The sequence below is a fragment of the Pseudomonas sp. PGPR N4 genome, assembly GCF_059693665.1.
Genome location: NZ_JCAUKV010000005.1, coordinates 23,971 through 47,990, shown reverse-complemented (window position 1 = coordinate 47,990; position 24,020 = coordinate 23,971). Strand labels below are relative to the sequence as shown.

The 24,020-nt window shown below is 61.9% G+C and carries 22 protein-coding genes; 10 read left to right on the top strand and 12 right to left on the bottom strand.

Annotation, left to right across the window (positions count from 1 at the left end; genetic code table 11):
• Positions 1-184: 184 nt before the first annotated feature.
• From yjiA to AC58X1_RS18640, 3 genes are all read right to left on the bottom strand, one after another.
• On the bottom strand, positions 185-1,156 hold the full coding sequence (gene yjiA, locus AC58X1_RS18650; RefSeq protein WP_101322085.1) for a GTPase: 972 nt from the start codon (positions 1,154-1,156) through the stop codon (positions 185-187).
• Positions 1,157-1,234: 78 nt separating this feature from the next.
• Positions 1,235-1,432 carry a YbdD/YjiX family protein gene (locus AC58X1_RS18645; RefSeq protein WP_101322086.1) on the bottom strand — a complete coding sequence of 66 codons (198 nt, stop codon included), beginning with the start codon at positions 1,430-1,432 and terminating at the stop codon, positions 1,235-1,237.
• 17 nt (positions 1,433-1,449) lie between these two features.
• Positions 1,450-3,516 (bottom strand): carbon starvation CstA family protein, encoded by a 2,067-nt coding sequence (locus tag AC58X1_RS18640; RefSeq protein WP_101322087.1) that lies wholly within the window; start codon positions 3,514-3,516, stop codon positions 1,450-1,452.
• Between the two features lie 166 nt (positions 3,517-3,682).
• On the opposite strand from AC58X1_RS18640, the gene AC58X1_RS18635 reads away from it, so the two are divergent.
• Positions 3,683-4,045 (top strand): PilZ domain-containing protein, encoded by a 363-nt coding sequence (locus AC58X1_RS18635; protein WP_150570684.1) that lies wholly within the window; start codon positions 3,683-3,685, stop codon positions 4,043-4,045.
• Between the two features lie 264 nt (positions 4,046-4,309).
• The gene (locus AC58X1_RS18630; protein ID WP_150573013.1) at positions 4,310-5,827 is read left to right on the top strand and encodes a nucleobase:cation symporter-2 family protein; all 1,518 of its coding nucleotides are present in this window, start codon (positions 4,310-4,312) and stop codon (positions 5,825-5,827) included.
• 75 nt (positions 5,828-5,902) lie between these two features.
• Here AC58X1_RS18630 and radA read toward each other — a convergent pair whose 3' ends face one another.
• The gene (radA, locus tag AC58X1_RS18625; RefSeq protein WP_101322090.1) at positions 5,903-7,270 is read right to left on the bottom strand and encodes a DNA repair protein RadA; all 1,368 of its coding nucleotides are present in this window, start codon (positions 7,268-7,270) and stop codon (positions 5,903-5,905) included.
• 189 nt (positions 7,271-7,459) lie between these two features.
• On the opposite strand from radA, the gene mscL reads away from it, so the two are divergent.
• Positions 7,460-7,879: a large-conductance mechanosensitive channel protein MscL gene (gene mscL, locus AC58X1_RS18620; RefSeq protein WP_101322091.1), complete on the top strand. Its 420-nt coding sequence runs from the start codon at positions 7,460-7,462 to the stop codon at positions 7,877-7,879.
• Positions 7,880-7,907: 28 nt separating this feature from the next.
• Here mscL and AC58X1_RS18615 read toward each other — a convergent pair whose 3' ends face one another.
• The gene (locus AC58X1_RS18615; RefSeq protein ID WP_497429294.1) at positions 7,908-8,684 is read right to left on the bottom strand and encodes a ferredoxin--NADP reductase; all 777 of its coding nucleotides are present in this window, start codon (positions 8,682-8,684) and stop codon (positions 7,908-7,910) included.
• 320 nt (positions 8,685-9,004) lie between these two features.
• Here AC58X1_RS18615 and AC58X1_RS18610 point away from each other — a divergent pair, with 320 nt between their 5' ends.
• Entirely contained in the window at positions 9,005-10,129 is a 1,125-nt protein-coding gene (locus AC58X1_RS18610; protein ID WP_150570686.1) for a methyltransferase, read from the top strand.
• A gap of 9 nt (positions 10,130-10,138) precedes the next feature.
• Here AC58X1_RS18610 and AC58X1_RS18605 read toward each other — a convergent pair whose 3' ends face one another.
• Genes AC58X1_RS18605 through AC58X1_RS18595 form a run of 3 tightly spaced genes read right to left on the bottom strand, consistent with a single transcriptional unit; the run spans position 10,139 to position 12,736 of the window.
• Complete coding sequence (locus tag AC58X1_RS18605) at positions 10,139-10,282, bottom strand: DUF2474 domain-containing protein (protein WP_150570687.1); 144 nt, start codon at positions 10,280-10,282, stop codon at positions 10,139-10,141.
• Between the two features lie 12 nt (positions 10,283-10,294).
• Positions 10,295-11,302 (bottom strand): cytochrome d ubiquinol oxidase subunit II, encoded by a 1,008-nt coding sequence (cydB, locus tag AC58X1_RS18600; RefSeq protein WP_150570688.1) that lies wholly within the window; start codon positions 11,300-11,302, stop codon positions 10,295-10,297.
• Positions 11,303-11,305: 3 nt separating this feature from the next.
• Positions 11,306-12,736 carry a cytochrome ubiquinol oxidase subunit I gene (locus tag AC58X1_RS18595; RefSeq protein WP_497429293.1) on the bottom strand — a complete coding sequence of 477 codons (1,431 nt, stop codon included), beginning with the start codon at positions 12,734-12,736 and terminating at the stop codon, positions 11,306-11,308.
• 344 nt (positions 12,737-13,080) lie between these two features.
• On the opposite strand from AC58X1_RS18595, the gene AC58X1_RS18590 reads away from it, so the two are divergent.
• Entirely contained in the window at positions 13,081-14,346 is a 1,266-nt protein-coding gene (locus tag AC58X1_RS18590) for an MFS transporter (protein ID WP_150570689.1), read from the top strand.
• Here AC58X1_RS18590 and AC58X1_RS18585 read toward each other — a convergent pair.
• Positions 14,323-14,829 carry a GNAT family N-acetyltransferase gene (locus AC58X1_RS18585; protein WP_188036651.1) on the bottom strand — a complete coding sequence of 169 codons (507 nt, stop codon included), beginning with the start codon at positions 14,827-14,829 and terminating at the stop codon, positions 14,323-14,325. The genes AC58X1_RS18590 and AC58X1_RS18585 overlap by 24 nt on opposite strands.
• Before the next feature lie 203 nt (positions 14,830-15,032).
• Here AC58X1_RS18585 and AC58X1_RS18580 point away from each other — a divergent pair, with 203 nt between their 5' ends.
• The 3 genes from AC58X1_RS18580 to AC58X1_RS18570 are packed head-to-tail and all read left to right on the top strand — an operon-like array spanning position 15,033 to position 17,603.
• Complete coding sequence (locus AC58X1_RS18580; RefSeq protein WP_101322099.1) at positions 15,033-16,328, top strand: NCS2 family permease; 1,296 nt, start codon at positions 15,033-15,035, stop codon at positions 16,326-16,328.
• Positions 16,325-17,410, top strand: coding sequence for a tRNA (uridine(54)-C5)-methyltransferase TrmA (trmA, locus tag AC58X1_RS18575; protein WP_101322100.1), 1,086 nt, complete (start codon positions 16,325-16,327; stop codon positions 17,408-17,410). Before AC58X1_RS18580 ends, trmA begins: the two co-directional genes overlap by 4 nt.
• A gap of 22 nt (positions 17,411-17,432) precedes the next feature.
• Positions 17,433-17,603 carry a hypothetical protein gene (locus tag AC58X1_RS18570; RefSeq protein WP_181107799.1) on the top strand — a complete coding sequence of 57 codons (171 nt, stop codon included), beginning with the start codon at positions 17,433-17,435 and terminating at the stop codon, positions 17,601-17,603.
• Between the two features lie 18 nt (positions 17,604-17,621).
• Here AC58X1_RS18570 and pcaG read toward each other — a convergent pair whose 3' ends face one another.
• Complete coding sequence (pcaG, locus tag AC58X1_RS18565; RefSeq protein WP_150573010.1) at positions 17,622-18,227, bottom strand: protocatechuate 3,4-dioxygenase subunit alpha; 606 nt, start codon at positions 18,225-18,227, stop codon at positions 17,622-17,624.
• An 11-nt stretch (positions 18,228-18,238) separates the two neighbouring features.
• Positions 18,239-18,958 carry a protocatechuate 3,4-dioxygenase subunit beta gene (gene pcaH / locus AC58X1_RS18560; RefSeq protein WP_101322102.1) on the bottom strand — a complete coding sequence of 240 codons (720 nt, stop codon included), beginning with the start codon at positions 18,956-18,958 and terminating at the stop codon, positions 18,239-18,241.
• Positions 18,959-19,157: 199 nt separating this feature from the next.
• Between pcaH and ypfJ the strand changes: the two genes are divergently transcribed.
• Both ypfJ and AC58X1_RS18550 read left to right on the top strand, forming a co-directional pair.
• Positions 19,158-20,036: a KPN_02809 family neutral zinc metallopeptidase gene (gene ypfJ, locus AC58X1_RS18555; RefSeq protein WP_188036652.1), complete on the top strand. Its 879-nt coding sequence runs from the start codon at positions 19,158-19,160 to the stop codon at positions 20,034-20,036.
• A gap of 251 nt (positions 20,037-20,287) precedes the next feature.
• A complete protein-coding gene (locus AC58X1_RS18550; protein WP_259075871.1) occupies positions 20,288-22,207 on the top strand; it encodes a methyl-accepting chemotaxis protein in 1,920 nt (639 codons plus the stop codon).
• A 64-nt stretch (positions 22,208-22,271) separates the two neighbouring features.
• Here AC58X1_RS18550 and ggt read toward each other — a convergent pair whose 3' ends face one another.
• On the bottom strand, positions 22,272-23,939 hold the full coding sequence (gene ggt, locus AC58X1_RS18545) for a gamma-glutamyltransferase (RefSeq protein WP_497429292.1): 1,668 nt from the start codon (positions 23,937-23,939) through the stop codon (positions 22,272-22,274).
• Between the last annotated feature and the right edge of the window lie 81 nt (positions 23,940-24,020).

The following is a 24,020-nucleotide window of genomic DNA, read 5'->3' as shown; positions in this document are numbered from 1 at the left end:
GTAAAGGTGAATGTCGCCTGGGGCTATTTTTCTCGCCGCAACAGCGGCTTATGCTGAGTTCACTGGCCAGCACGCAGCGCACTCCCCCGCCCTGAGTGCAGGCCACGCTTGACGACGTTGATTTTGAAGCTCCTTGATCTAACGTCCAGATTGGCCACTGCACGTGCAGTGGCCTTTTTTTTGCTCAGGTCAGCGCGGCAAAGCCTGCACGGATCTCGTCTTCGGGCAGTTCATCGCCGATAAACACCATCACACTTTCACGCGCCTCGTCGGCCTTCCATTCGCTGTCCCAGTCGAAGCCGTACAGCTTCAACACGCCCTGAAACACCAAACGGCGCTCATCCCCGGCGATATTGAGCACGCCTTTGTAGCGCAGCAACTGCTTGCCGTGGTTTTCCAGCAGCTCGTTCATGAACTCGCTGAGGCGATCGATATCCAGCGCCGTGCTGGTACGCAAAACCAGCGTCGAGATGCGATCCGGGGTCGCCGGCTTGAGCACCGGGCGCAGGCTGCGGGTGATACTCGCGCCCAGGTCAGGATTGAGATTGAAGCCGCGCACATCAAGCAACTCAGCCAGGTCGATGCGGCCCTGCTCGACGATGCGAATCGCCGCGCGGCCGTTGATCCGCGCCAGGCGCTCCTGCAAGGCCTCGACAGCCTCAGCCGTGACCAGATCGGTCTTGCTCAACAGCAAGCGGTCGGCAAAGCCGACCTGAGCCTGGGCAATGGCCTGGGTCAGGTGGACATCGGCGTGGGCAGCGTCGACCAGGGTGATGATGCCGTCGAGGATGTAGCGATCGCGCAGCTCTTCTTCGATGAAGAAGGTCTGCGCGACTGGCGCCGGGTCAGCCAGACCGGTGCATTCGATCACCAGCCGGTCAAACGCGATGTCGCCGGCATCCAGCCGCTCCAGCAGCAGGTACAGGGCTTTGGTCAGGTCGGTGTGGATGGTGCAGCACACACAACCGTTGGCCAGGGTCATGACCTGCACCGGCTCGTCTCCGAGCAATTGGCTGTCGATGCCGGCTTCGCTGAATTCGTTTTCGATCACGGCGATCTTCAGGCCATGCTCGGCCTTGAGCATGTGCTTGAGCAGGGTGGTCTTGCCCGCACCGAGAAAACCGGTGAGGACCGTTACAGGAATAGGCGTTTGCACGCAGACATCTCCTTTGGCCATAAATGAAAGTGGGAGCCCGGTTGCCCGGGCTCCCACTCGATCACACTTGCCGCTGGTTCAACAGCACTTGGGCCCGGACTTGCCGCCGTAACGGGCTTCCTGTCGCTCGCGGAAGAACTCCTCGTAGCTCATCATCGGCTTGTCCGGGTGCTTGCCCTGCATGTGCTCGACATAATTGTCGTAGTCGGGCATGCCGACCATCAGCCGGGCAGCTTGCCCCAGGTACTTACCCAGGCGACCCAGGTCGTTGAACATGGCTGCAGTCCTCTCGTTTACGCGTCAGGCAGCGCCTGGAACGGGGTTTCTTTATCGCTGCGCTCTTTGCGACCCAGTGCCGAGTAACCGACTCTGAGGGCGAAGAACAGGATGCTGAACACCACCACCAGGAACAGGATGGTCAAGCCAGCGTTGGTATAGGCGTTGAAGATCACGTGCTGCATCTGACCAACGTCCTTGGCCGGGGCCAGTACCTGACCGGCGTCCAGCGCGACGCTGTACTTGTTCGCCAGGGCTAGGAAGCCAACAGCCGGGTTCGGATCGAACAGCTTGATGAAGCCTGCAGTAGTGGTGCAGATCAGCAGCCATACCGCCGGTACCAGGGTGACCCACATGTAGCGCTGGCGCTTCATCTTGATCAGCACCACGGTGCCGAGCATCAGCGCGATACCGGCCAGCATCTGGTTGGAGATACCGAACAGCGGCCACAAGGTGTTGATGCCACCCAGCGGATCGATCACGCCTTGATACAGCAGGTAGCCCCACATCGCCACACAGCCAGCAGTGGCAAGCAGGTTGGCGCCCCACGATTCAGTGCGTTTGAGTGCAGGCACGAAGCTGCCGAGCAGGTCCTGCAGCATGAAGCGCCCGGCACGGGTACCGGCGTCCACTGCGGTGAGGATGAACAGCGCCTCGAACAGAATCGCAAAGTGGTACCAGAAGGCCATGGTGTTTTCACCCGGCAATACCTGGTGCAGGATCTGCGCGATACCGACTGCCAGCGTTGGCGCACCACCGGCACGGGCCAGAATGGTGTGCTCGCCAATGTCGCGGGCAACCGCTTCAAGTTGCTCAGGGGTGATCAGGAAGCCCCAGCTGCTGACCGTCTGCGCGACGCTTACCACGTCGGAGCCGACCACTGCTGCCGGGCTGTTCATGGCGAAGTACACGCCTGGCTCGATCACCGAAGCAGCAACCATGGCCATGATAGCCACGAACGACTCCATCAGCATGCCGCCGTAACCGATGTAACGGGCGTTGGTTTCGTTGTCGAGCAGCTTGGGCGTGGTGCCCGAGGAGATCAACGCATGGAAACCGGATACCGCACCGCAGGCGATGGTGATGAACAGGAACGGGAACAGCGTGCCCTTCCAGACCGGGCCAGTGCCGTCAGTGAACTGGGTCAGCGCAGGCATCTTCAGTTCAGGCGCGAGGATCAGGATGCCCAGCGCCAGCGCGACGATGGTACCGATCTTGAGGAAGGTCGACAGATAGTCACGCGGCGCCAGTACCAGCCATACCGGCAGTACAGCGGCAACGAAGCCATAGCCCACCAGCATCCAGGTGATCTGCACACCGGTGAAGGTGAACGCCGGGCCCCAGACCGGGTCGGCAGCCACCAGGCCACCGATCCAGATCGACAGCAGCAGCAGGACCACGCCGATGATCGAGATCTCACCAATCCGCCCCGGGCGGATGTAGCGCATATAGATGCCCATGAACATCGCGATCGGGATGGTCGCCATCACCGTGAACATGCCCCACGGGCTTTCAGCCAGGGCCTTGACCACGATCAGCGCCAGCACCGCGAGGATGATGATCATGATCAGGAAGCAGCCGAACAGGGCGATGGTGCCCGGGATCCGGCCCATTTCTTCACGGACCATGTCACCCAGCGAGCGGCCATTGCGGCGGGTGGACATGAACAGGACCATGAAGTCCTGAACGGCACCTGCCAGGACCACACCGGCAATCAGCCACAGCGTACCGGGCAAGTAACCCATCTGCGCGGCGAGTACCGGACCGACCAGCGGCCCCGCGCCAGCGATGGCGGCGAAGTGGTGACCGAAGAGGATGTGCTTGTTGGTCGGCACATAGTCCAGACCATCGTTGTTGAGTACCGCAGGGGTTGCCCGACGTGAGTCGAGCTGCATCACCTTGGTGGCGATGAACAGGCTGTAGTAGCGATAGGCGACCAGATACAAGGCCACTGCCGCAACCACAATCCACAAGGCGTTGACTGCCTCGCCGCGACGCAGGGCAACTACACCCAGCGCACAGGCTCCCAGTACTGCCAACACCAGCCACGGAATGTGGCGTAGCAGGCTATTATTGTTGTTCATGGTTTACTTCCAGCTGGTGGATTGGAAAGACCGCCAAGCGAGTCTAGGGCCAGTCAAGGCGCATTGCCACATTTGCTTTGTTCTAGAGCCTTTGCCGCCCGATTGCGCAAGCACATACGCCCATACCTTCAACTATAGTCAGGATGTCTTGCAGAGGGCTTTGACCATGAGCGATCACGACGAACGTCGGCGTTTCCAGCGAATTGCTTTCGATGCCACCGCAGAACTGCGCCAAGGCTCGCGAAAATGGCAGGTAAAGCTGCTGGATATCTCCCTGAAGGGCATTCTGGTCAGCCGCCCCGAGCGCTGGGAGCCAGATGCCACGCAGGATTTTGAAGCGACGGTACACCTCAGCCCTGAGGTGCAACTGGAAATGCAGGTCGAGCTGCGTCATGAAGAAACCGGCAAGCTGGGCTTCGTCTGCCTCCACATCGACCTCGACTCGATGAGCCATCTGCACCGTCTTGTGGAATTGAACCTGGCTGATCGCACCGAAATGATGCGCGAACTGCGCGAACTCATCGAATAATACTATCTGTTAGCTAGCTAACCTGCCCCTCCTCAATGTGTTTCCTGTCTACCCAGACAGCTTCTTGCAAGCGGTCTGGGGACTTGTACACAACTTTATAATCACGCTTGCGCTCTGTTGGAACGCTTTCTGCATTCAGCTAAGACGCTGTTTACGGGCACTCTTGTGCGCGCTCCGATCAAAATATTGTATACAATTTTTGTGGCCATCCTTTGCAGGAAGTGTCTACAGTAGCCCCACAACAATAAACAGAGAGCCTGCTCCATGACGACGCCCCCTGGAACATCTGCGACCCAACGTCCCGAGGACGAAAACCTCGGCCTTGGCGCCAACCTGGCCTACGGTCTGCAGCATGTGCTGACCATGTATGGCGGGATCGTTGCGGTCCCGCTGATCCTGGGCCAGGCAGCGGGCCTGAACCCCGCCGAGATCGGTCTGTTGATCGCCGCCTCACTGTTTGCCGGTGGCCTGGCGACCTTGCTGCAAACACTTGGTTTACCGTTTTTCGGCTGCCAGCTGCCGCTGGTTCAAGGTGTGTCCTTCGCCGGTGTGGCGACCATGGGCGCGATCCTCAGCAGTGAAGGTGGCGGTGGCCTGCCGGGGGTGCTCGGCGCAGTGATGGCGGCCTCGGTGCTCGGCTTTTTGATCACGCCGGTGTTCTCGCGGATCACCAAGTACTTCCCACCGCTGGTGACCGGCATCGTCATCACCACCATCGGCCTGACCCTGATGCCGGTTGCGGCGCGCTGGGTCATGGGCGGCAACAGTGCCTCGCCAGAGTTCGGCAGCATGGCCAACATCGGCCTGGCCGCGCTGACCTTCGCCATCGTGCTGGTGCTGAGCAAACTCGGCAGCGCGACCATCTCGCGACTGTCGATCCTGCTGGCGATGGTGGTCGGTACGTTGATTGCCTGGTCGCTGGGCATGGCCGATTTCAGCAAGGTCGCCGAAGGCCCGATGTTCGCCATGCCCTCGCCGTTCCACTTCGGCATGCCGACCTTCCATATCGCCGCGATCCTGTCGATGTGCATCGTGATCATGGTGACCTTGGTCGAAACCTCGGCAGACATCCTTGCGGTCGGTGAGATCATCGATACCAAGGTTGACTCCAAGCGCCTGGGCGACGGTCTGCGCGCCGACATGGCCTCCAGCATCCTGGCACCGATCTTTGGCTCCTTCACCCAGAGCGCTTTCGCCCAGAACGTCGGCCTGGTGGCTGTGACCGGAGTCAAGAGCCGCTATGTGGTGGCTACCGGCGGCCTGATCCTGGTCGTGCTGGGGCTGCTGCCGGTGATGGGCCGGGTGATCGCCGCAGTGCCGACGCCAGTACTTGGCGGTGCTGGCATCGTGCTGTTCGGCACCGTGGCTGCGAGCGGGATTCGCACCTTGTCCAAGGTCAGCTACAAGAACAACGTCAACCTGATCATCGTCGCCGCCTCGCTGGGCTTTGGCATGATCCCGATTGCCGCACCGAACTTCTACCACCACTTCCCGAACTGGTTCGAGACCATCTTCCACTCCGGCATCAGCTCGGCGGCGATCATGGCGATTCTGCTCAACCTGATGTTCAACCACTTCACCACCGGTAACTCGGAGAACCAGTCGGTGTTCGCCGCAGCCTACGAGCGCACCATCCAGTACTCGGACATCTCCGCCCTGCGTGATGGCGACTACTTCAAGGACGGCAAACTGTTCGACGCCGAAGGCAACGAGGTGCCACTGCAAGAGGGCGCAGAGCAGGACGGCGCGGCGCGACGGCGCAACGCGGTGGCCGAGCACTGACGCCTGGCCGAGCAGTAACAAGGGGAGCCGACGCGCATCGTCGGCTCCCCTTTTTTATGCGGCGGTTTTGCCTGGTTACTCGAACAGCGCGTCGAGGGCCTGTTCAAGCCGGGTCACGGCAATCACCTGCAGCCCCGGTGGAGACTCCTTGGGCGCATTGCCCTTGGGCACGATGGCACGCTTGAAGCCATGCTTGGCGGCTTCCTTCAAACGCTCCTGACCGCTGGGCACCGGCCGTACTTCGCCAGACAGGCCGATTTCACCGAACACCAGCAGGTCATGGGCCAGGGGCCGATTGCGCAAGCTCGACATTACTGCGGCCAACAACGCCAGGTCAGAGGCCGTTTCCAGCACCTTGACCCCGCCGACCACGTTGAGGAACACGTCCTGATCGTGGGTCGGGATGCCGCCGTGCCGGTGCAAGACGGCCAGAAGCATGGCCAGGCGGTTCTGGTCCAGGCCCAGGGTGACCCGGCGCGGGTTGGCCAGGTGGCTGTCGTCGACCAACGCCTGCACCTCGACCAGCATCGGCCGGGTGCCTTCCCAGGTCGCCATGACCACACTGCCGGGGACTTCTTCCTGGGTGCGGTTGAGGAAAATCGCCGACGGGTTGGAGACCTCTTTCAAGCCGCGATCGGTCATGCCGAACACGCCCAGTTCGTTGACCGCGCCAAAGCGGTTTTTCACCGCACGCAACAAGCGCAGACGGCCATCCGACTCGCCCTCGAAATACAGCACGGTATCGACCATGTGCTCGAGCACCCGCGGCCCGGCCAGCGAGCCTTCCTTGGTCACGTGACCAACGAGGAAGATCGCCGTGCCGCTCTGCTTGGCGTAACGCACCAGCAATGCCGTGCTCTCGCGCACCTGGGCGACCCCGCCTGGTGCGGATTGCAGCTGTTCGGTGAAGATGGTCTGGATCGAGTCGATGACCATGACCCGCGGCTGCTCGACGCGAGCGGTGGCGATGATGGTCTCGATGCAGGTTTCGGTCATGACCTTGAGCTTGTCCTGCGGCAGGCCCAGACGCCGTGAGCGCATCGCTACCTGCTGCTGCGACTCTTCGCCGGTGACATACAGTGCCGGCATGGCGGCGGCCATGTGGCACAGGGTCTGCAACAAGATGGTCGATTTGCCGATACCCGGGTCACCACCGATCAGCACCACCGAACCATCGACCAGACCGCCACCGAGCACCCGGTCGAGTTCGCCGCTGCTGGTGCTGAAACGGGGGATTTCTTCGACGCTGACTTCGGCCAGGGTCTTGAGCTGGGCCTGCTGGCCAGTCCAGCCGGCACGCCCGCTGGGCGCCGCTGCGCCACCGCTCTCGATCATGCTCTCGACCAAGGTGTTCCAGGCGCCGCACTCGCCGCACTGGCCCGCCCATTTGGGAAAGGTCGCGCCGCACTCAGTGCAGCCATACAAGCGCTTGGCCTTGGCCATAAGGCAGTCTCCCGGAAAAAAGTGGTCATGATAGCCGAGCCAGACGTGTCTCGAACGCTGCAGGATGCGACAAAACTATTCGATCTAACCGCAGTCACTTACTAACCTCAGTCACTGCAGCGTCACGCATGAAGCGTTTTAGTGGCTTACACTGCGTTTTACTTATCCATTTGTTACAAGGAATAAACCATGGGCATGATCAGTGAATTCAAGGCATTTGCCGTCAAAGGCAATGTGGTCGATATGGCGGTCGGTATCATCATCGGCGCCGCCTTCGGCAAAATCGTTTCGTCGTTCGTTGGCGACGTGGTGATGCCGCCACTGGGCCTGCTGATCGGTGGCGTCGACTTCAGTGACCTGGCAATCACCCTGAAAGCCGCGCAAGGGGATATCCCGGCTGTCGTGCTGGCGTATGGCAAGTTCATTCAGACCGTGATCGACTTCGTCATCGTCGCATTCGCCATCTTCATGGGCGTCAAGGCGATCAACCGCCTCAAGCGCGAAGAAGCCGTGGCGCCTACCACGCCACCGGTGCCAACCCCTCAGGAAACCCTGCTGACCGAGATTCGCGATCTGCTCAAGACGCAGAATCAGAACCGTCTGCCCTGATTAAAACAAAGGGGCGCGGTGCGCCCCTTTACCAGTAGTTTTCCACCGCAACCTGGCCTGGACGTTTGCTCAAGTTGAGTTGCAGATCGCGCGCCTTCAACACCTGGCGCGTGTCGTCGATCATCTGCGGGTTGCCGCAGAGCATGATCCGCGAATGCTCGGGGGATAATTCAAGCCCCGCCGCCCGCTCCAGCTCGCCGCTTTCAATCAACTGGGTAATCCGGGCATTCAGTGCACCCGGATACGCTTCGCGCGTGACCACTGGAATGAACTGCAACTTGCCGGCATATTCGGCCAGATAGTCGCGCTGCTCCAGCCCGGCAATTTCATCGACGTAGGCCAATTCCGCGGCCTCGCGTACCGAATACACCAGTTTGATGTTGTCGAAGCGTTCCCAGACTTCGAAGTCCTGCAGGATCGACATGAACGGTGCAATGCCGGTGCCGGTTGCCAGCAGCCACAGATCGCGGCCAGCTGGCAGTCGATCAAGGGTTAGATAGCCGAACGCCTGGCGATCGATAAGCAAGCTGTCGCCCTGCGCCAGGCGGCTGAGCTCGCTGGTGAATTCGCCGCCAGGCACAACGATCGAGAAGAAATCCAGATACTCGTCATGCGGCGCACTGACCATCGAGTACGCGCGCCAGACCACGCTGCCATCGGCTTTGCTCACGCCCAACCGAGCGAACTGCCCTGCGCGAAAACGAAAGCCTGCATCGCGTGTCACGCGCAGGGAAAACAGGTTAGGCGTCAACGGCCGAACGTCGAGCAGAGTCTGGCGGGTGAACTTGTCGGCGCTGGCGGTCATGACGGGCTCCATAAATCAGATGCGCCCAGTTTCGCCTAAAGCTGACTGAATGAACACCGACGGTTTGCAGGGGCAAGGCGCGAAGTGAATGGCGGGAACAGCGTTAATGAGAAAGAAAACAAACAAGAGGACGACTCTTTTCCTACACTGAGTCAGGCAGGTTGAGCAACGCCTCCAACAAAGCCGGCGCCATCGCCATCGCAGCCAGCCGTGGGCTGTTCTGAGCGCAACCTCCCCCCCGTGGATAAAGCCCTGTAGAATCTCGCCCCTCAAGCTCGTCGTGGTCTGCGCCGAGCAGATTCATAGCTGAGCCCCACGCCATGCCCCTGCTGACCAGCCCCTTCGCCGAACTCGATCTGATCCGCCAACCGGAACAGGCCGACGACCCGCTGCAAGCGTTCGACGCTGCCGACCAGTACCTGCTCGAGCACCTCGCCAGCCAAGGTTTGCCCGCCGACTGCCGTGTGCTGGTACTCAATGACAGCTTTGGCGCGCTGGCGGTCAGCCTGTGCGACAGCCTGCAGGTGACCAGCAGCGGCGACTCGCACCTGGCCCGCATGGCTCTGGAAAAGAACCTCGTGCGCAACGCCAAGGCGTTCGACAGCGTGCCGTTCGTGCCGTCCAACCAGGTCTGGCAGGGGACGTTCGATCGGGTGCTGGTGCGGGTGCCGAAAACCCTGGCCTTGCTTGAAGAGCAGTTGATCCGCTTGCGAGGCCACCTGGCACCGGGCGCCGAGGTGATCGCCACGGCCATGATCAAGCACTTGCCGCGTGCCGCTGGCGACTTGCTGGAAAAGTACATCGGCCCGGTGCAGGCCTCGCTGGCGCAGAAAAAAGCGCGCCTGCTGACGGCCAGCTTCAGCGAACGGGCTCCGGCTCAATCGCCCTACCCTAGCCGTTACTCCTTGGATCAACCGCCCCTGGAGTTGGTCAACCACGCCAATGTGTTCTGCCGCGAAGGACTGGATATCGGCACCCGTGCGTTTCTCCCGCACCTGCCGCGCGATCTTGGTCAGGCCCGGGTCGCCGACCTGGGTTGCGGTAACGGCGTGCTGGCGATCGCCTGTGCGCTGCTCAACCCACAGGCGCAGTTCAGTCTGGTCGATGAGTCGTACATGGCCGTGCAGTCGGCACTGGAAAACTGGCAGGCAGCATTGCCCGAGCGGCCGGTTGAGGTGCTCGCGGCAGACGGCCTGGCCGGGTTCGAGAAGCAATCACTGGATGTGGTGCTGTGCAACCCACCGTTCCACCAGCAACAGGTGGTCGGTGACTTCCTCGCCTGGCGCATGTTCCAGCAGGCCCGCGATGCGCTGGTGGTGGGCGGCGCGCTGTACATCGTCGGCAACCGCCACCTGGGCTATCACAGCAAGCTAGCGCGGTTGTTCCGTGGGGTCGAGCAAGTTGCCGCGACCCCCAAGTTCGTCATCCTCAAAGCGCGCAAGTAATTCGCCCGGTCAATGCGTGCTCAGCCCGGCTGCGCTCATGAACATGCGCATCAGCCAAGCCAGCACACCCAGGGCGGCGACACTCGCCGCCCAGATCATCACCAGCCAACCTAGCCGCTGCCACAGTGGCTTCTTCTGTTCGACACCGGTCATGCCGCGCACCTCCTAGTGATAGCCCTGGTCATGGGTGACTTTGCCGCGGAACACGTAATAGCTCCAGAACGTGTAACCGAGGATCAACGGCAGGATGAACAGCGTCCCCACCAGCATGAAGCCCTGGCTCTGCGGCGGTGCTGCGGCCTCCCAGATCGAGATCGACGGCGGGATGATGTTTGGCCAGACGCTGATCCCCAGGCCGCTGTAGCCCAAGAAGATCAACACCAGGGTCAGCAGAAACGGCGTGTAGTGCGCTGAGCGGGCAATCGCCTTGAACAAGCCATAGAATGTCACCATGACCAGAATCGGCACCGGCATGAACCACAGCAGGTTAGGCATGCTGAACCAGCGCTCGGCAATCTGCGGGTAAGCGATCGGCGTCCACAGGCTGACGATGCCGATGACCGCCAGCAGTACCAGAGCCAGGGGCCGGCCAAGCACATGCATCTGCTGTTGCAGCGGGCCTTCGGTTTTCATGATCAGCCAGGTGCAACCCAGCAAGGCGTAGGCGACGATCAGGCCCAGCCCGGAGAACAGGCTGAACGGCGTGACCCAGTCCCAGGCGCCGCCGGCATAGTGGCGGTCGACCACCTTGAAGCCCTCGATGAACGCGCCCAATGCCACACCCTGAAAGAACGTCGCCAGCAGCGAGCCGCCGATGAACGCCTTGTCCCACACGTGGCGCTTGGCAGCAGTGGCCTTGAAGCGGAATTCGAAGGCCACACCGCGGAAGATCAACCCGATCAGCATCAGGATCAGCGGCAGATACAGTGCCTCCAGCACCACCGCGTAGGCCATCGGAAACGCCCCGAACAAGCCCGCTCCGCCCAGCACCAGCCAGGTTTCGTTGCCGTCCCAGACCGGCGCGACGGTGTTCATCATCACGTCGCGGTCATGCTCGGCCTTGACGAACGGGAAGAGAATGCCGATGCCCAGGTCGAACCCGTCCATCACCACATACATCATCACGCCAAAGATGATGATCACAGCCCAGATCAGCGGAAGATCGATACCCATGGCTCAGTTCCTCTCGGTCAGGCTGGAGTTGGCCTCATGGCCGTCATCGGCAGCGGACAAGGGCCGCGCCGGGGTCCGTTTTTGCCCTGGGCCGCCAGGTGGCTGCTCTTCTTCACCGGTATGCGGGCCTTTGCGCACCAGGCGCATCATGTACGCCAGGCCGGTGCCGAACACCGCAAAGTAGACCACCACGAACATCACCAGAGTGAAGCCAAGCTGGCCGTAGCTGTGGTTGGAGACGCCATCGGCCGTGCGCATCAAGCCATACACCACCCACGGCTGGCGGCCGATCTCGGTGGTGAACCAGCCAGCCAGGATGGCGATCAGCCCGGATGGCCCCATCCACAATACGAAGTACAGGAACGGCCGCGAATGGTAGATCGCGCCGGTTCTACGCAGCCACAGGCTCCACAGGCCAGCGGCAATCATCAGCATGCCCAGCGCAACCATGACCCGGAACGACCAGAAGATGATCGTCGAGTTAGGCCGATCCTCTTTGGGGAACTCCTTCATGGCCGGCACTTGCTTGTCCAGACTGTGGGTCAGGATCAAGCTGCCCAGCACCGGAATCTCGACCTTGAAGCGGGTGGTTTCAGCTTCCATGTCGGGGATGCCGAACAGAATCAGCGGGGTCGGCTCACCGGGTTTGTTCTCCCAGTGGCCTTCGATGGCGGCGATTTTCACCGGCTGATGCTTGAGCGTATTGAGCCCATGGAAGTCGCCGATAATCGCCTGCACCGGGGCCACGATCAGGGCCATCCACATCGCCATCGAAAGCATCTTGCGCACGGCCGGGTTGTCGCGCCCGCGCAGCAGATGCCAGGCCGCCGAGGCGCCGACGAAGAACGCCGTGGCGACGAAGGCGGCGGTGGCCATGTGCGCCAGGCGGTAGGGGAACGACGGGTTGAAGATCACCGCCAGCCAATCCACCGGGATTACCCGGCCATCGATGATTTCGTGGCCCTGCGGGGTCTGCATCCAGCTGTTGGAAGCCAGGATCCAGAAGGTCGAGACCAGCGTGCCCAGCGCCACCATCAGCGTCGAGAAGAAATGCAGGCCGCGGCCTACTCGGCTCCAGCCAAACAGCATGACGCCAAGGAAGCCCGCTTCGAGGAAGAAGGCAGTGAGCACTTCGTAGGTCAGCAATGGCCCGGTGACGGCGCCGGCAAAATCAGAGAAGCGGCTCCAGTTGGTGCCGAACTGATACGCCATGACCAAACCCGAGACCACGCCCATGCCAAAGTTGACGGCGAAGATCTTCGACCAGAAATGGTAGAGATCGCGGTAGATGCGGTTGTCGGTTCTCAACCACAGGCCTTCGAGAACCGCCAGATAACTGGCCAGGCCAATGGTGATGGCCGGGAACAGGATGTGAAAGGACACGGTAAAGGCGAACTGGATTCGGGCGAGCTCTAGGGCTTCTAAGCCGAACATGGTGCTTCCTCTTCAGGTGAACCGGCATTTCGGGCTTGTGGCCCTGATGCCCACTGCCCCCACGGTTATCGAGTGCGACCTGTTGGAATTGTTCTATTCGATTGCAGGGATTCACGCCGCACAGGCCGATCAATGCATTTGCAACGATTGACCCAGATCAATGGCTGTATCCAGCATAGCCCCGAATTCCGCCCCAGGGCCTGTGGCTGGATGCCGCGTGGCGCATTGCCCCACCCTCTTCCATGCAATGGCAAAAGGTGCTTGAGCAGGACTTATGCAACTCTTTGTTACAAACAGATGATAGGCTGCAGAGCCCCGGGTTTCTTATAGGTCGCAGGCTGCCGATGTCCGACTCTGCTCCGCTGTTGTTGCGTCACCACCGCCCCTTTCTCGCGTTCTGGCTGGCCCGCGTATTTACCGCGAGCGGCTTTCAGATGCTCACTGTGGCGATTGGCTGGCAGCTCTATCAGCTGACCGGCAACGTGCTCGATCTGGGTCTGGTCGGCCTGGTCGAATTCGCCCCGCGGGTGCTGTTCATGCTGCATACCGGGCACGTGGCCGACCGCTATGACCGGCGCCGGGTGGCGGCGCTGTGCCAGAGCCTGCAAGCGCTGATTGCGCTGGCACTGGTGCTCGGCAGTGCCACCGACAACGTCAGCCGTGAGCTGATCTTCTGCCTGGCCTTCCTGCTCGGCGCCGCACGTTCGTTTGAAATGCCGGCGACTCAGGCCCTGCTGCCCAACGTGGTCCCGCCCGGACTGTTCCCGCGGGCCGTGGCAGCCTCGGCATCGGCGACCCAGGCCGCTACTATCGTCGCCCCTGCGGTCGGCGGCTTGTTGTATGCGCTGGGCAGCATCTGGGTGTACGGCCCGACCGTGGCGCTGTATGTGATCGCCTGCGGCCTGACCCTGAGCCTGGATGCCCGCCAGCAGGTCCAGCAGCGCGGCCGGGCGACGCTGGAGTCTCTATTGGCCGGGATACGCTTCATCCGTAGCCGGCCGGACATCCTCGGTGCCATCTCGCTGGACCTGTTCGCCGTGCTGCTGGGCGGCGCCACGGCGTTGTTGCCGGTGTTTGCCAAGGACATCCTGTTGACTGGCCCGTGGGGCCTGGGCCTGCTGCGTTCGGCGCCGGCAGTCGGCGCGCTGTTGATGTCGGTATGGCTGGCGCGCTTCCCGTTCGAGCGCAAGGTCGGCCGGACCATGTTCACCGCAGTCGGCGTGTTCGGCGTGGCCACCATCGCCTTTGGCCTGTCGACCTCGTTCTGGTTCTCGCTGGCGGTGTTGGTGGTGCTGGGCGCGGCAGACATGATCAGCATGGTCATCCGCAGCGCTTTCGTGCAGCTGGAGACGCCTGACGAAATGCGCGGCCGGGTCAGCGCGGTAAATGGATTGTTCATCGGGGCTTCGAACCAGCTCGGGGAGTTCGAGTCAGGTATTACCGCGCACTGGTTCGGCACCGTACCGGCAGTGGTGCTGGGCGGCGTCGGCACGCTGGTGGTGACCGGGGTGTGGATTAAGTTGTTCCCGAGCCTGGCCAACCGCGATCAACTGCACAGCCAGCCGGTAGCAGAAGCGCCAGCGGCGTCAGCTGCACCGATCAAAGGTTGACCCCGCCAGCAGCAGGCTCATCTGCTGCTCGTAGCCGACCCGGGCGCGAAAGCCGTTGCCGCTTTCGCGCCAGCCGGTTGCACGGTACAAGGCCAAAGCGCCGAGGTTGGCGCGGTCCACTGACAACTGCAGGCGCCTGAGATCAGGCCACATGGTGCGCAAAAGAGCCGGTAGCGCCTGCATGCAAAAGCGCCCAAGGCCCTGCCCCTGAAACCTGCGATCGACCTGCAACGCAGTCATCATCGCTGCATCAGGTTGACCCCAGGCGGGCAGAAATGCGCCACGCTGAAGCAGCAGAAACGCTCTGGGCACATCATCGAGCAACAGCGCGACGCCGCGGCGCTGATCAGAGCCGCAACCGAGTAACAGATACAAGGCATCAGCGATATCGCCGGCGAAGCACTGCTGCTCTGACGGCAGCTGGATCTCCAGCAGTTGCCCACGCTGGGCCGGGGTTAGCTGCGAGTAGTCAATCAGCTGCACAGCGGCATCTCGGCGGCGGCCGTCTGGGTGATCGGCACTGAATGCGCAGTGTATCGCGACATTGATTACCGCTCAGCAAGCATGCTGGTATGATGCGCGGCTTTTTTCTACCCCAGATAAAACCACGGCATCCGGTACGGTCTGTGCTTTGCTGATGAGGTCGATACATTAACGGCGCCCCGGAGGCGTCTTTGGGAGCGGGCATGCTGGAAAGGCTGTTTCAACTAAAAGCACACAACACCAACGTGCGCACCGAGATACTTGCGGGCGTGACCACGTTCCTGGCCATGGCCTACATCCTCTTCGTCAACCCGAGCATCCTCGGCGAGACCGGTATGGACAAGGGCGCGATCTTTGTCGCGACGTGCCTGGCTGCGGCCATCGGCTCGGCGACCATGGGCCTGATCGCCAACTACCCGATCGCACTGGCGCCGGGCATGGGCCTGAACGCCTTCTTCACTTACACCGTGGTCCTGCACATGGGCCATACCTGGCAGGTGGCGCTGGGTGCGGTGTTCATCTCGGCGGTGTTGTTCTTCCTGCTGTCGATCTTCCGCATCCGCGAGTGGATCGTGAACAGCATTCCGCTGCCGCTACGCTCGGCCATCGCCGCCGGTATCGGCCTGTTCCTCGCGCTGATTGCGCTGAACAATGCCGGCATCGTCGTTGATAACCCAGCCACCCTGGTTGGTTTGGGCGACCTCAAGAAGCCTGCTCCGGTGCTCGCTGCACTGGGCTTCTTCCTGATCGTCGCGCTGGAAGCAATGAAGGTTCGCGGTGCAGTACTGATCGGCATTCTAGCCGTCACCGTAGCCTCGATCCTGATGGGCGTGACGCCGTTTGCCGGTGTAGTCTCGATGCCGCCATCGCTGGCGCCGACCTTCCTCCAGCTGGACATCGCTGGTGCTTTGGATGTGGGCCTGGTCAGCGTGATCTTTGCCTTCCTGTTCGTCGACCTGTTCGACAACTCCGGCACCTTGATCGGCGTCGCCAAACGCGCAGGCCTGATGAGCAAGGACGGCCACATGCCGAAAATGGGCCGGGCACTGATCGCCGACAGTACCGCAGCCATGGCCGGCTCGCTGCTGGGTACCTCGACCACCACCAGCTACATCGAGTCGGCAGCAGGCGTTAGCGCCGGTGGCCGTACGGGCCTGACCGCCATCGTGGTCGCGGTGTTGTTCCTGCTGGCGCTGTTCTTCGCGCCGTTGGCCGGCAGTGTGCCGGCCTTCGCCACCGCACCGGCGCTTTTGTTCGTCGCCGTGCTGATGGCCTCGGGCCTGGCTGAAATCAACTGGGACGACGTCACCGAGGCAGCCCCTGTGGTGGTGACTGCCCTGGCCATGCCGCTGACCTACTCGATCGCCAACGGCATCGCCTTCGGCTTCATTGCCTGGACCGCGATCAAGCTGCTGTCGGGCCGCCGCCAGGACCTGAACCCGGCGCTGATCATCCTGTCGATTCTGTTCGTTATCAAGCTGGGCTGGTTCAACGCATGAGTTCTGTTTTCGATCCATCTGCCTACCAAAGCCTGCTGGCGCCAAAAGTCGAGCGCCTGCGCGAGCTGCTGGCGCCGTTCAGCGCGCCCGAGCCTGTGGTGTTCGAGTCGCCGCGCGAGCACTACCGCCTGCGCGCCGAGTTTCGCCTGTGGCGTGAAGACGGCCAGCGTCACTACGCCATGTTCGCCCCGGGCGAAAAGCACAAGGCGATCCTGATCGAGGATTTCCCGATTGCCAGCCAACGCATCAATGCGCTGATGCCGCGCCTGAAAGCGGCCTGGCAGGCGAGCGAGACGCTGAGCAACCGGCTGTTCCAGGTGGAGTTCCTGACCACCCTGGCCGGCGATGCGATGATCACCCTGTGCTATCACCGCCCGCTCGACGACGAGTGGGAAGCTGCCGCCCGCGAGCTGGCCGCCGAGCTCGACGTGAGCCTGGTCGGCCGCTCCAAAGGTAAACGTCTGGTGATTGGCCGTGACTATGCGGTGGAAAAACTCGACGTCGCCGGCCGCACCTTCAGCTACCGCCAGCCCGAGGGTGCTTTTACCCAGCCCAACGGCGCGGTCAACCAGAAGATGCTCAACTGGGCCTTTGAGGCCATCGGCGAGCGCGACGACGACCTGCTCGAGCTGTACTGCGGCAACGGCAACTTCACCCTGCCGCTGGCAACCCGCGTACGCCAGGTGCTGGCCACCGAGATCAGCAAGACCTCGGTCAATGCCGCCTTGCACAATCTCGACGAAAACGGCGTGGATAACGTGCGCCTGGTGCGCCTGTCGGCCGAAGAGCTGACCGAGGCACTGAACGAGGTGCGCCCGTTCCGCCGCCTGCAGGGCATCGACCTGAAGAGCTATCAGTTCGGCACGGTGTTCGTCGACCCGCCGCGCGCGGGGATGGACCCGGATACCTGCGAGTTGACTCGACGCTTCGAGCGTATCCTGTACATATCCTGCAACCCGGAAACTCTGGCGGCCAACATCGCCCAGTTGCACGATACGCACCGGATCGAACGCTGCGCCCTGTTCGACCAGTTCCCCTATACCCACCATATGGAAAGCGGTGTGCTGCTGGTCCGACGCTGAACCGACCTCTGCCGGGGCTGCAATGCTTCGGCACGGCCACCCCACCAGCATCGAGCAACTGGCCAGCCAGGCCCTGCTCGGCTACAGCCGCCTGACCCACCCGCAGCGCTTGCAGCTGCGCAGCCCGGCAGACGAGCAGTGCGATGTGCTGATGCCGGCGCCAGCGAGGCTTTTGGGGGCCTCGCTGGCGTAGGCTGGTTTCAGGCTTGTATCAGAAGTCGAAGAACACCGTCTCGCCTTCGCCCTGAATCCGCATGTCGAAGCGATAGGCAGTCTTGCCGTCGACTTCGCAGCGTTTGGCAATCAGCGTCTCGCGCCGTTGCGGCTGCTCGATCAGGTTGAGCACCGGGCACTTGGCGTTGGCCTCGGCTTCGTCATCAAAGTACAGCCGCGTGTGCAGTTGGATATTGATGCCGCGGGCAAACAGGCTGATGTTGATGTGCGGCGCCATTGGCACGCCGGCGGCATTCTTGACCACACCCGGTTTGACCGTGTGCAGCGTCCAGTCACCGGAGTCGAAGGTGGTGGCGGTACGGCCAAAGCTGTTGAACGGGTTTTCCAGGTTGTACTGATCCTGGTACTGGCCGTCGGCATCGGCCTGCCACACTTCCAGAAACGAATCACGCACCAGATGGCCATTGCCATCGTAGACCTGACCGATCAGCAGGATGTGCTCGCCGGCGGCTTCAGGGCGCGCCAGGGTGTTCCAGATTTCGGTCGGCCGAACCGGGTTGCCCGCTGCTTGCAGGGCCAGGCCGATGTGCACGTAAGGGCCGGCAGTCTGCGACGGGGTTTCCGGCAGCAATTCAATTGGCATGTCGCGGCTCCTCAGCGGTTTTCGAAGTGGGTCTGGCGCTGACCGCGCAGAACGATGTCAAAACGGTACGCCAGGCAATCCATCGGATTGGCGTTGCTCATGTCGAGCTTGGCAATCAGTTGCTGCACCGCTTGCGGGTTGGCGATCGACTTGACGATCGGGCACAGCGGGATCAGCGGATCACCTTCGAAGTACAGCTGGGTAATCAACTTGGTCGAGATCGACGGGCCGCTGATCGAGAAGTGAATGTGCGCCGGGCGCCAGTCATTCGGGCCGTTGCGCCATGGGTACGGGCCGGGCTTGATGGTGCGGAAGCTGTAATAGCCATCGCGGTCGGTCAGGGCCCGGCCGACACCGCCGAAGTTGGGGTCCAGCGGCGCCAGGTAACGGTCGTTCTTGTGGCGGTAACGGCCGCCGGCGTTGGCCTGCCACATTTCCACCAAGGTGTTTGGCACTGGTTTGCCGTACTGGTCGATCACTCGGCCGGCGACGATGATGCGCTCGCCGATCGGCAGGCCACCGTTGTCGAAGTTGAGCAGCAGGTCGTTGTCGTGCTGGCCAAAGCCCAGGTGAGTGAAGTCCGGGCCGGTGGTTTCACTGATCGACTGCGGGATGCTGACCAGCGCCTGGCGCGGCGAGCGGGCAATCGACGTCTTGTAATCTGGGGTCAGCGCTTTCGGGTGCCAGTTGCGATCACGGATCACGAAGCGGCTGGTGTCCTCGGCAGGCATACCGGTGTTCCTCTTATTGGAGTTGTGCGAGCGCCCGTGCGTGGCGGGCGGACTTGCAGTTTCCGATAGCCTGGATGGGATGAATATTGAAATCAGCGGTCTTAGCCATAACTGTTTGGTTATGCCTTGCAGCGTGCCTGCACAAGGCAGCAGCACTGAACTAATCTATACCCTCAACCTCGCGGTTTGGAGAAGCTCGATGGAATGGCGAAAAGGTCGGCGTAGCGACAATGTGGTCGATGCTCGCGGTGCAGGCGGCGGCGGTGGCATGCGCTTTGGCGGCGGCAAGGGGCTGGGCCTGGGCGCCATCCTGCTGATCGTCGGCATCGGCTGGATGACCGGCCAGGACCCGCTGCAGATTCTCGGCCAACTGACCGGGCAGATGCAGCAAAGCGCGCCGGCCAACGTCGAAGGCAAGGCGCCGCCGGCCAATGATGATCAGGCAGCGTTCGTTGCCTCGATCCTGGGTGACACCGAAGACACCTGGAAGGCGCTGTTCGCCCAGGCCGGCAAGCAATACCGTGACCCCAAGCTGGTGCTGTTCAGCGGCCAGGTCAATTCGGCCTGCGGCTTCGCCTCCTCGGCGGTCGGGCCATTCTACTGCCCGGCTGACCAGCGGGTGTACCTGGACATGACCTTCTTCCGCGAAATGGAAACGCGCTTTGCCGCCGCCGGCGACTTCGCCCAGGCCTACGTCATCGCGCACGAGATCGGCCATCATGTGCAGACGCTGCTCGGCGTCTCCAATCAGGTCCAGGCCGCTCGCCAGCGCGGGCAGAAGATGGAAGGTGACAACGGCCTGCTGGTGCGTCAGGAATTGCAGGCCGACTGTTTTGCCGGGGTCTGGGCCTATCAGGCGCAGAAACGCCTGAACTGGCTGGAACCGGGTGACATCGAAGAGGCACTTAACGCCGCCAACGCCATCGGTGATGACCGCTTGCAACAGCAAGGCCAAGGTCGCGTGGTGCCGGATTCGTTCACCCATGGCACGTCGGCGCAGCGCGTACGCTGGTTCAAGACCGGCTTCAGCGACGGTGACGTCAACCGCTGCGATACCTTCAACGCACGCACGCTGTAACTCCCCGCCAATCTGCATGCAACAGCGCCTCTTGAGCACTTTGCGCTCAGGAGGTGTCGTTGAATGCACCGCTTTTTAACGCCAATGCCGCAGTAAAACTCTCGGATTTTCAGACAGTTACAAATCTGCTGAAAAAGCGTTTCAGCTAGCCCGATTGTGGCCGATAACTCATGCACGAATCAGCGGGCCCCGGGAAGAATAACGCCAGCGATTGACAACAACTGAGCGAATGATCTTTATGGAGTGCGTGCATGAACAGCTGGTTTGCCAACATCAGCGTCAACCTCAAACTGGGCCTGGGCTTTGGCCTGGTCCTGCTTTTGACCGGCCTGCTGGCCCTGACCGGCTGGAACAGCCTGGGCAGCTTGATCGACCGCAGTAACTGGATGAGCGACATCAGCCAGCTCAACAAAGACCTCACCGACCTGCGCGTAGCACGTCTGCAGTACATGATCGCCAACGGCGATGACGCCGCTGCGGCCAACACCCAGACCAAACTGGACACCTTCAGTGCCCAGCAGCAGCGCTTGGTGGCCTCGTTCAAGAGCCCTGAAAACGTCAAGCTGCTCAACGAGCTGGGCGCGATCATCAGCGACTACAAACTGTCGCTGAGCAAGATGCGCGCGGGCTACAAGACCACCCTCGCCAACCGCGAGAACATGAACCAGACTGCCGCCAAGGCCGATCAGATCCTTGATGCGATCAGCCGCGACGTGTTGGCCCAGCCGGAAGTCGACAGCGTACGCCTGGCCCAGTATCAGGCCATCAGCAAGACGCGTCAGCAGTTGCTGCAAGTGCGCGTCGATGTACGCGGCTACATCGCTGACAACAGCGCAGCCAATGAACAGGCCGCCCTGCGCCAGCTCGACGCGGCCCTGGTCGAGATCGACAACCTCAAGCGCCAGCTACCCAACGAAAGCACCCGCCTGCAACAGTTCGACCAGAGCGTGCAGGCTTACCGCTCGGCCGTGCGTGACTTCCGCGACGCCACCGCCGCCATCGCCGTGGCCCGCGCCGAGATGACCGTGCAAGGTGCCGATATCGTCAAGCGTAGCGATGCCCTGTACAAGATCCAGCTCGAGCGCCGCGACATCGAAAGCGACCAGGCGCGCCATCTGCAGATCATCTCGACCCTGCTGGCATTGTTGGTCGGGGTATGCGCCGCGATCATCATCACCCGCCAGATCACCCGCCCGCTGCGCGAAACCATGGACGCCGTCGAGCGTATTGCCGGTGGCGACCTGTCCAGTGAGCTGCGGGTCACCCGCCGTGACGAGTTGGGCGTGCTGCAACAAAGCATCAGCCGCATGGGCAGCACCCTGCGCGAGTTGATCGGTGGTATTCGTGATGGCGTAACGCAGATTGCCAGCGCCGCCGAAGAGCTGTCGGCCGTGACCGAGCAGACCAGCGCCGGTGCCAACAGCCAGAAAGTCGAGACTGACCAGGTTGCCACTGCCATGCACGAGATGGCTGCGACCGTGCAGGAAGTCGCCCGCAACGCTGAACAGGCTTCGCGCGCGGCAACGGGTGCCGATGATGAAGCGCGTGCCGGTGACCGGGTGGTGGGCGAGGCGATCAACCAGATCGAACGCCTGGCCGACGAAGTCCAGCGCTCGACTGACGCAATGAACCTGCTGCAGCAGGAAAGCCAGAAGATCGGCAGTGTCATGGACGTGATCAAGTCGGTTGCCGAGCAGACCAACTTGCTGGCATTGAACGCGGCCATCGAAGCCGCCCGCGCCGGTGAAGCCGGGCGTGGTTTTGCCGTGGTCGCCGACGAAGTGCGGGGCCTGGCGCAGCGTACGCAGAAGTCCACCGAAGAGATCGAAGAGCTGATCGCCAGCCTGCAGAACGGCACCCAGCAAGTGGCCAACGCCATGCTGGGCAGCCGCAACCTGACTGAAAGCAGCGTCGAGCTGGCGCGCAAGGCCGGTGGTTCGCTGGAGAACATCACCCGCACTGTGTCCAACATCCAGTCGATGAACCAGCAGATCGCCGCAGCCGCCGAGCAACAGAGCGCGGTTGCCGAGGAGATCAGCCGGAGCATTCTCAATGTACGCGATGTGTCGGAACAGACAGCCGCAGCCAGTGATGAAACCGCCGCGTCGAGCGTCGAGCTGGCACGCCTTGGCAGTCATCTGCAGACGCTGGTAAGCAAGTTCCGCGTGTGACCGCTGCCTTGTGAACTGCTCAGCCCGGCCAGCGCAATGCTGGCCGGGCTGAGCAGCACTGGCGTTACTTGACGATCATGCCAACACCACGACCGCGCGGGTCGGAGGCGGTTTCAAGCTTGCCATCGGTGACGCGAATGGCCTGGATATCGCCCATCTCCCAGCCCTGATCCTCAAGCACATAGCCCATCTTTTTCAGCTCGTCGGCGACCTTGCCGGTCAACGGTGCATAGCTGTCGAAGTAGATAGTGTCCTTGGGCAGCAGCTGGTGATGCACGCGCTGCGCTGCAACGGCCTTGGCCAGCGGCATGTCGTAGTCGTAGAGGTTGTTCATTACCTGGAAGATCGAGGTGAAGATGCGCGAGCCGCCCGGCGTACCGATGACCAGGCTGACCTTGCCGTCGCGGGTCACCAGGCTTGGGCTCATCGACGACAGCATGCGTTTGCCCGGAGCAATCGCGTTGGCATCGCCGCCGACCACGCCAAAGGCATTGGCGGTACCGGGCTTGCTGCTGAAGTCATCCATCTCGTCGTTGAGCAGGAAGCCTGCGCCCTTGACCACCACACCACTGCCGTAGTCGAGGTTGAGGGTGTAGGTGTTGCTGACCGCGTTGCCCTGTTTGTCGACGATCGAGAAGTGCGTGGTTTGATGCGGCTCCAGCCCCGGGCGGACCTTGTCGGTGGCGGAGATGGCGGTTGGGTTGACCTGCTCGGCGCGCTTTTTCAGGTAGTCCTTGGCCACCAGCTTGTCTACCGGTACCTCGGTGAAGGCCGGGTCGCCAAGATAGTCGGCGCGGTCGGCGAACACGCGCTTTTCAATCTCGGCCAGCAGGTGGATGTAGCGCGCCGAGTTCTGCTCGACGCCCTTGAAGTCTGCCGCGCGGTTTTCCTTGATCCCGAGCAACTGCGCCAGTGCTACGCCGCCGGAGCTTGGCGGTGGCGCGGTGTAGACCACGTTGCCGCGCCAGTCGATGGCCATCGGCTCGCGCCAGAGGGCTTTGTAGTCCTTCAGGTCGTCTTTGTTGATCAGGCCGTTATCGGCCTTCATCTGCGCAACCAGCAGATCGGCGGTCTTGCCTTGATAGAACTCGCTGACGCCTTTGTCGGCGATGCGTTCGAGGGTCTGCGCCAGCTCCGGCTGCTTGAACAGCTCGCCGACTTTCATGCTGCCGAAATAATCGTTGAAGTTGGTCGCGGTCTTGAACAGGCCTTGGGCATCGTCGCGATACTGGTACTGCTTCTGGGCGATCTTGAAGCCGTTGTTGGCGTAACCGATGGCCGGAGTCAGCAGCTCGCTCCAGGGCAACTTGCCGAACTTTTGATGCGCCTCCCACAAGCCCATTACTGTGCCCGGTACGCCAGCGGCGCGCACGCCGACCAGGCTGAGGTTCTCGATGACCTCGCCTTTTTCGTCCAGGTACATATTGCGGGTGGCCGCCTTGGGCGCCACTTCGCGGTAGTCGAGGAAGTACGCTTTGCCGTCCACGTACAAGGTCATGAAGCCACCGCCGCCGATGTTGCCGGCTTCTGGATAGGTGACTGCCAGGGTGAAGGCAGTGGCCACGGCGGCATCGACGGCGTTGCCGCCTTTTTTCAGGATATCGGCGGCGACCTGTGCGCCATATTGATCGGGCGCGGCCACTGCGCCGCCTTCAAGAGTCACCGCGAAGGCCGACGAACAGCTCAGGATCGCGGCCCCGAGGGCCATGGACTGGAACATGACGAGACGCATGAGCACTTCCTTGGTGTTGTTTTTGTTGATCACTTATTAACACTGAAGCGTTTTGACTAAGCAAACGCACCAGACACAGGA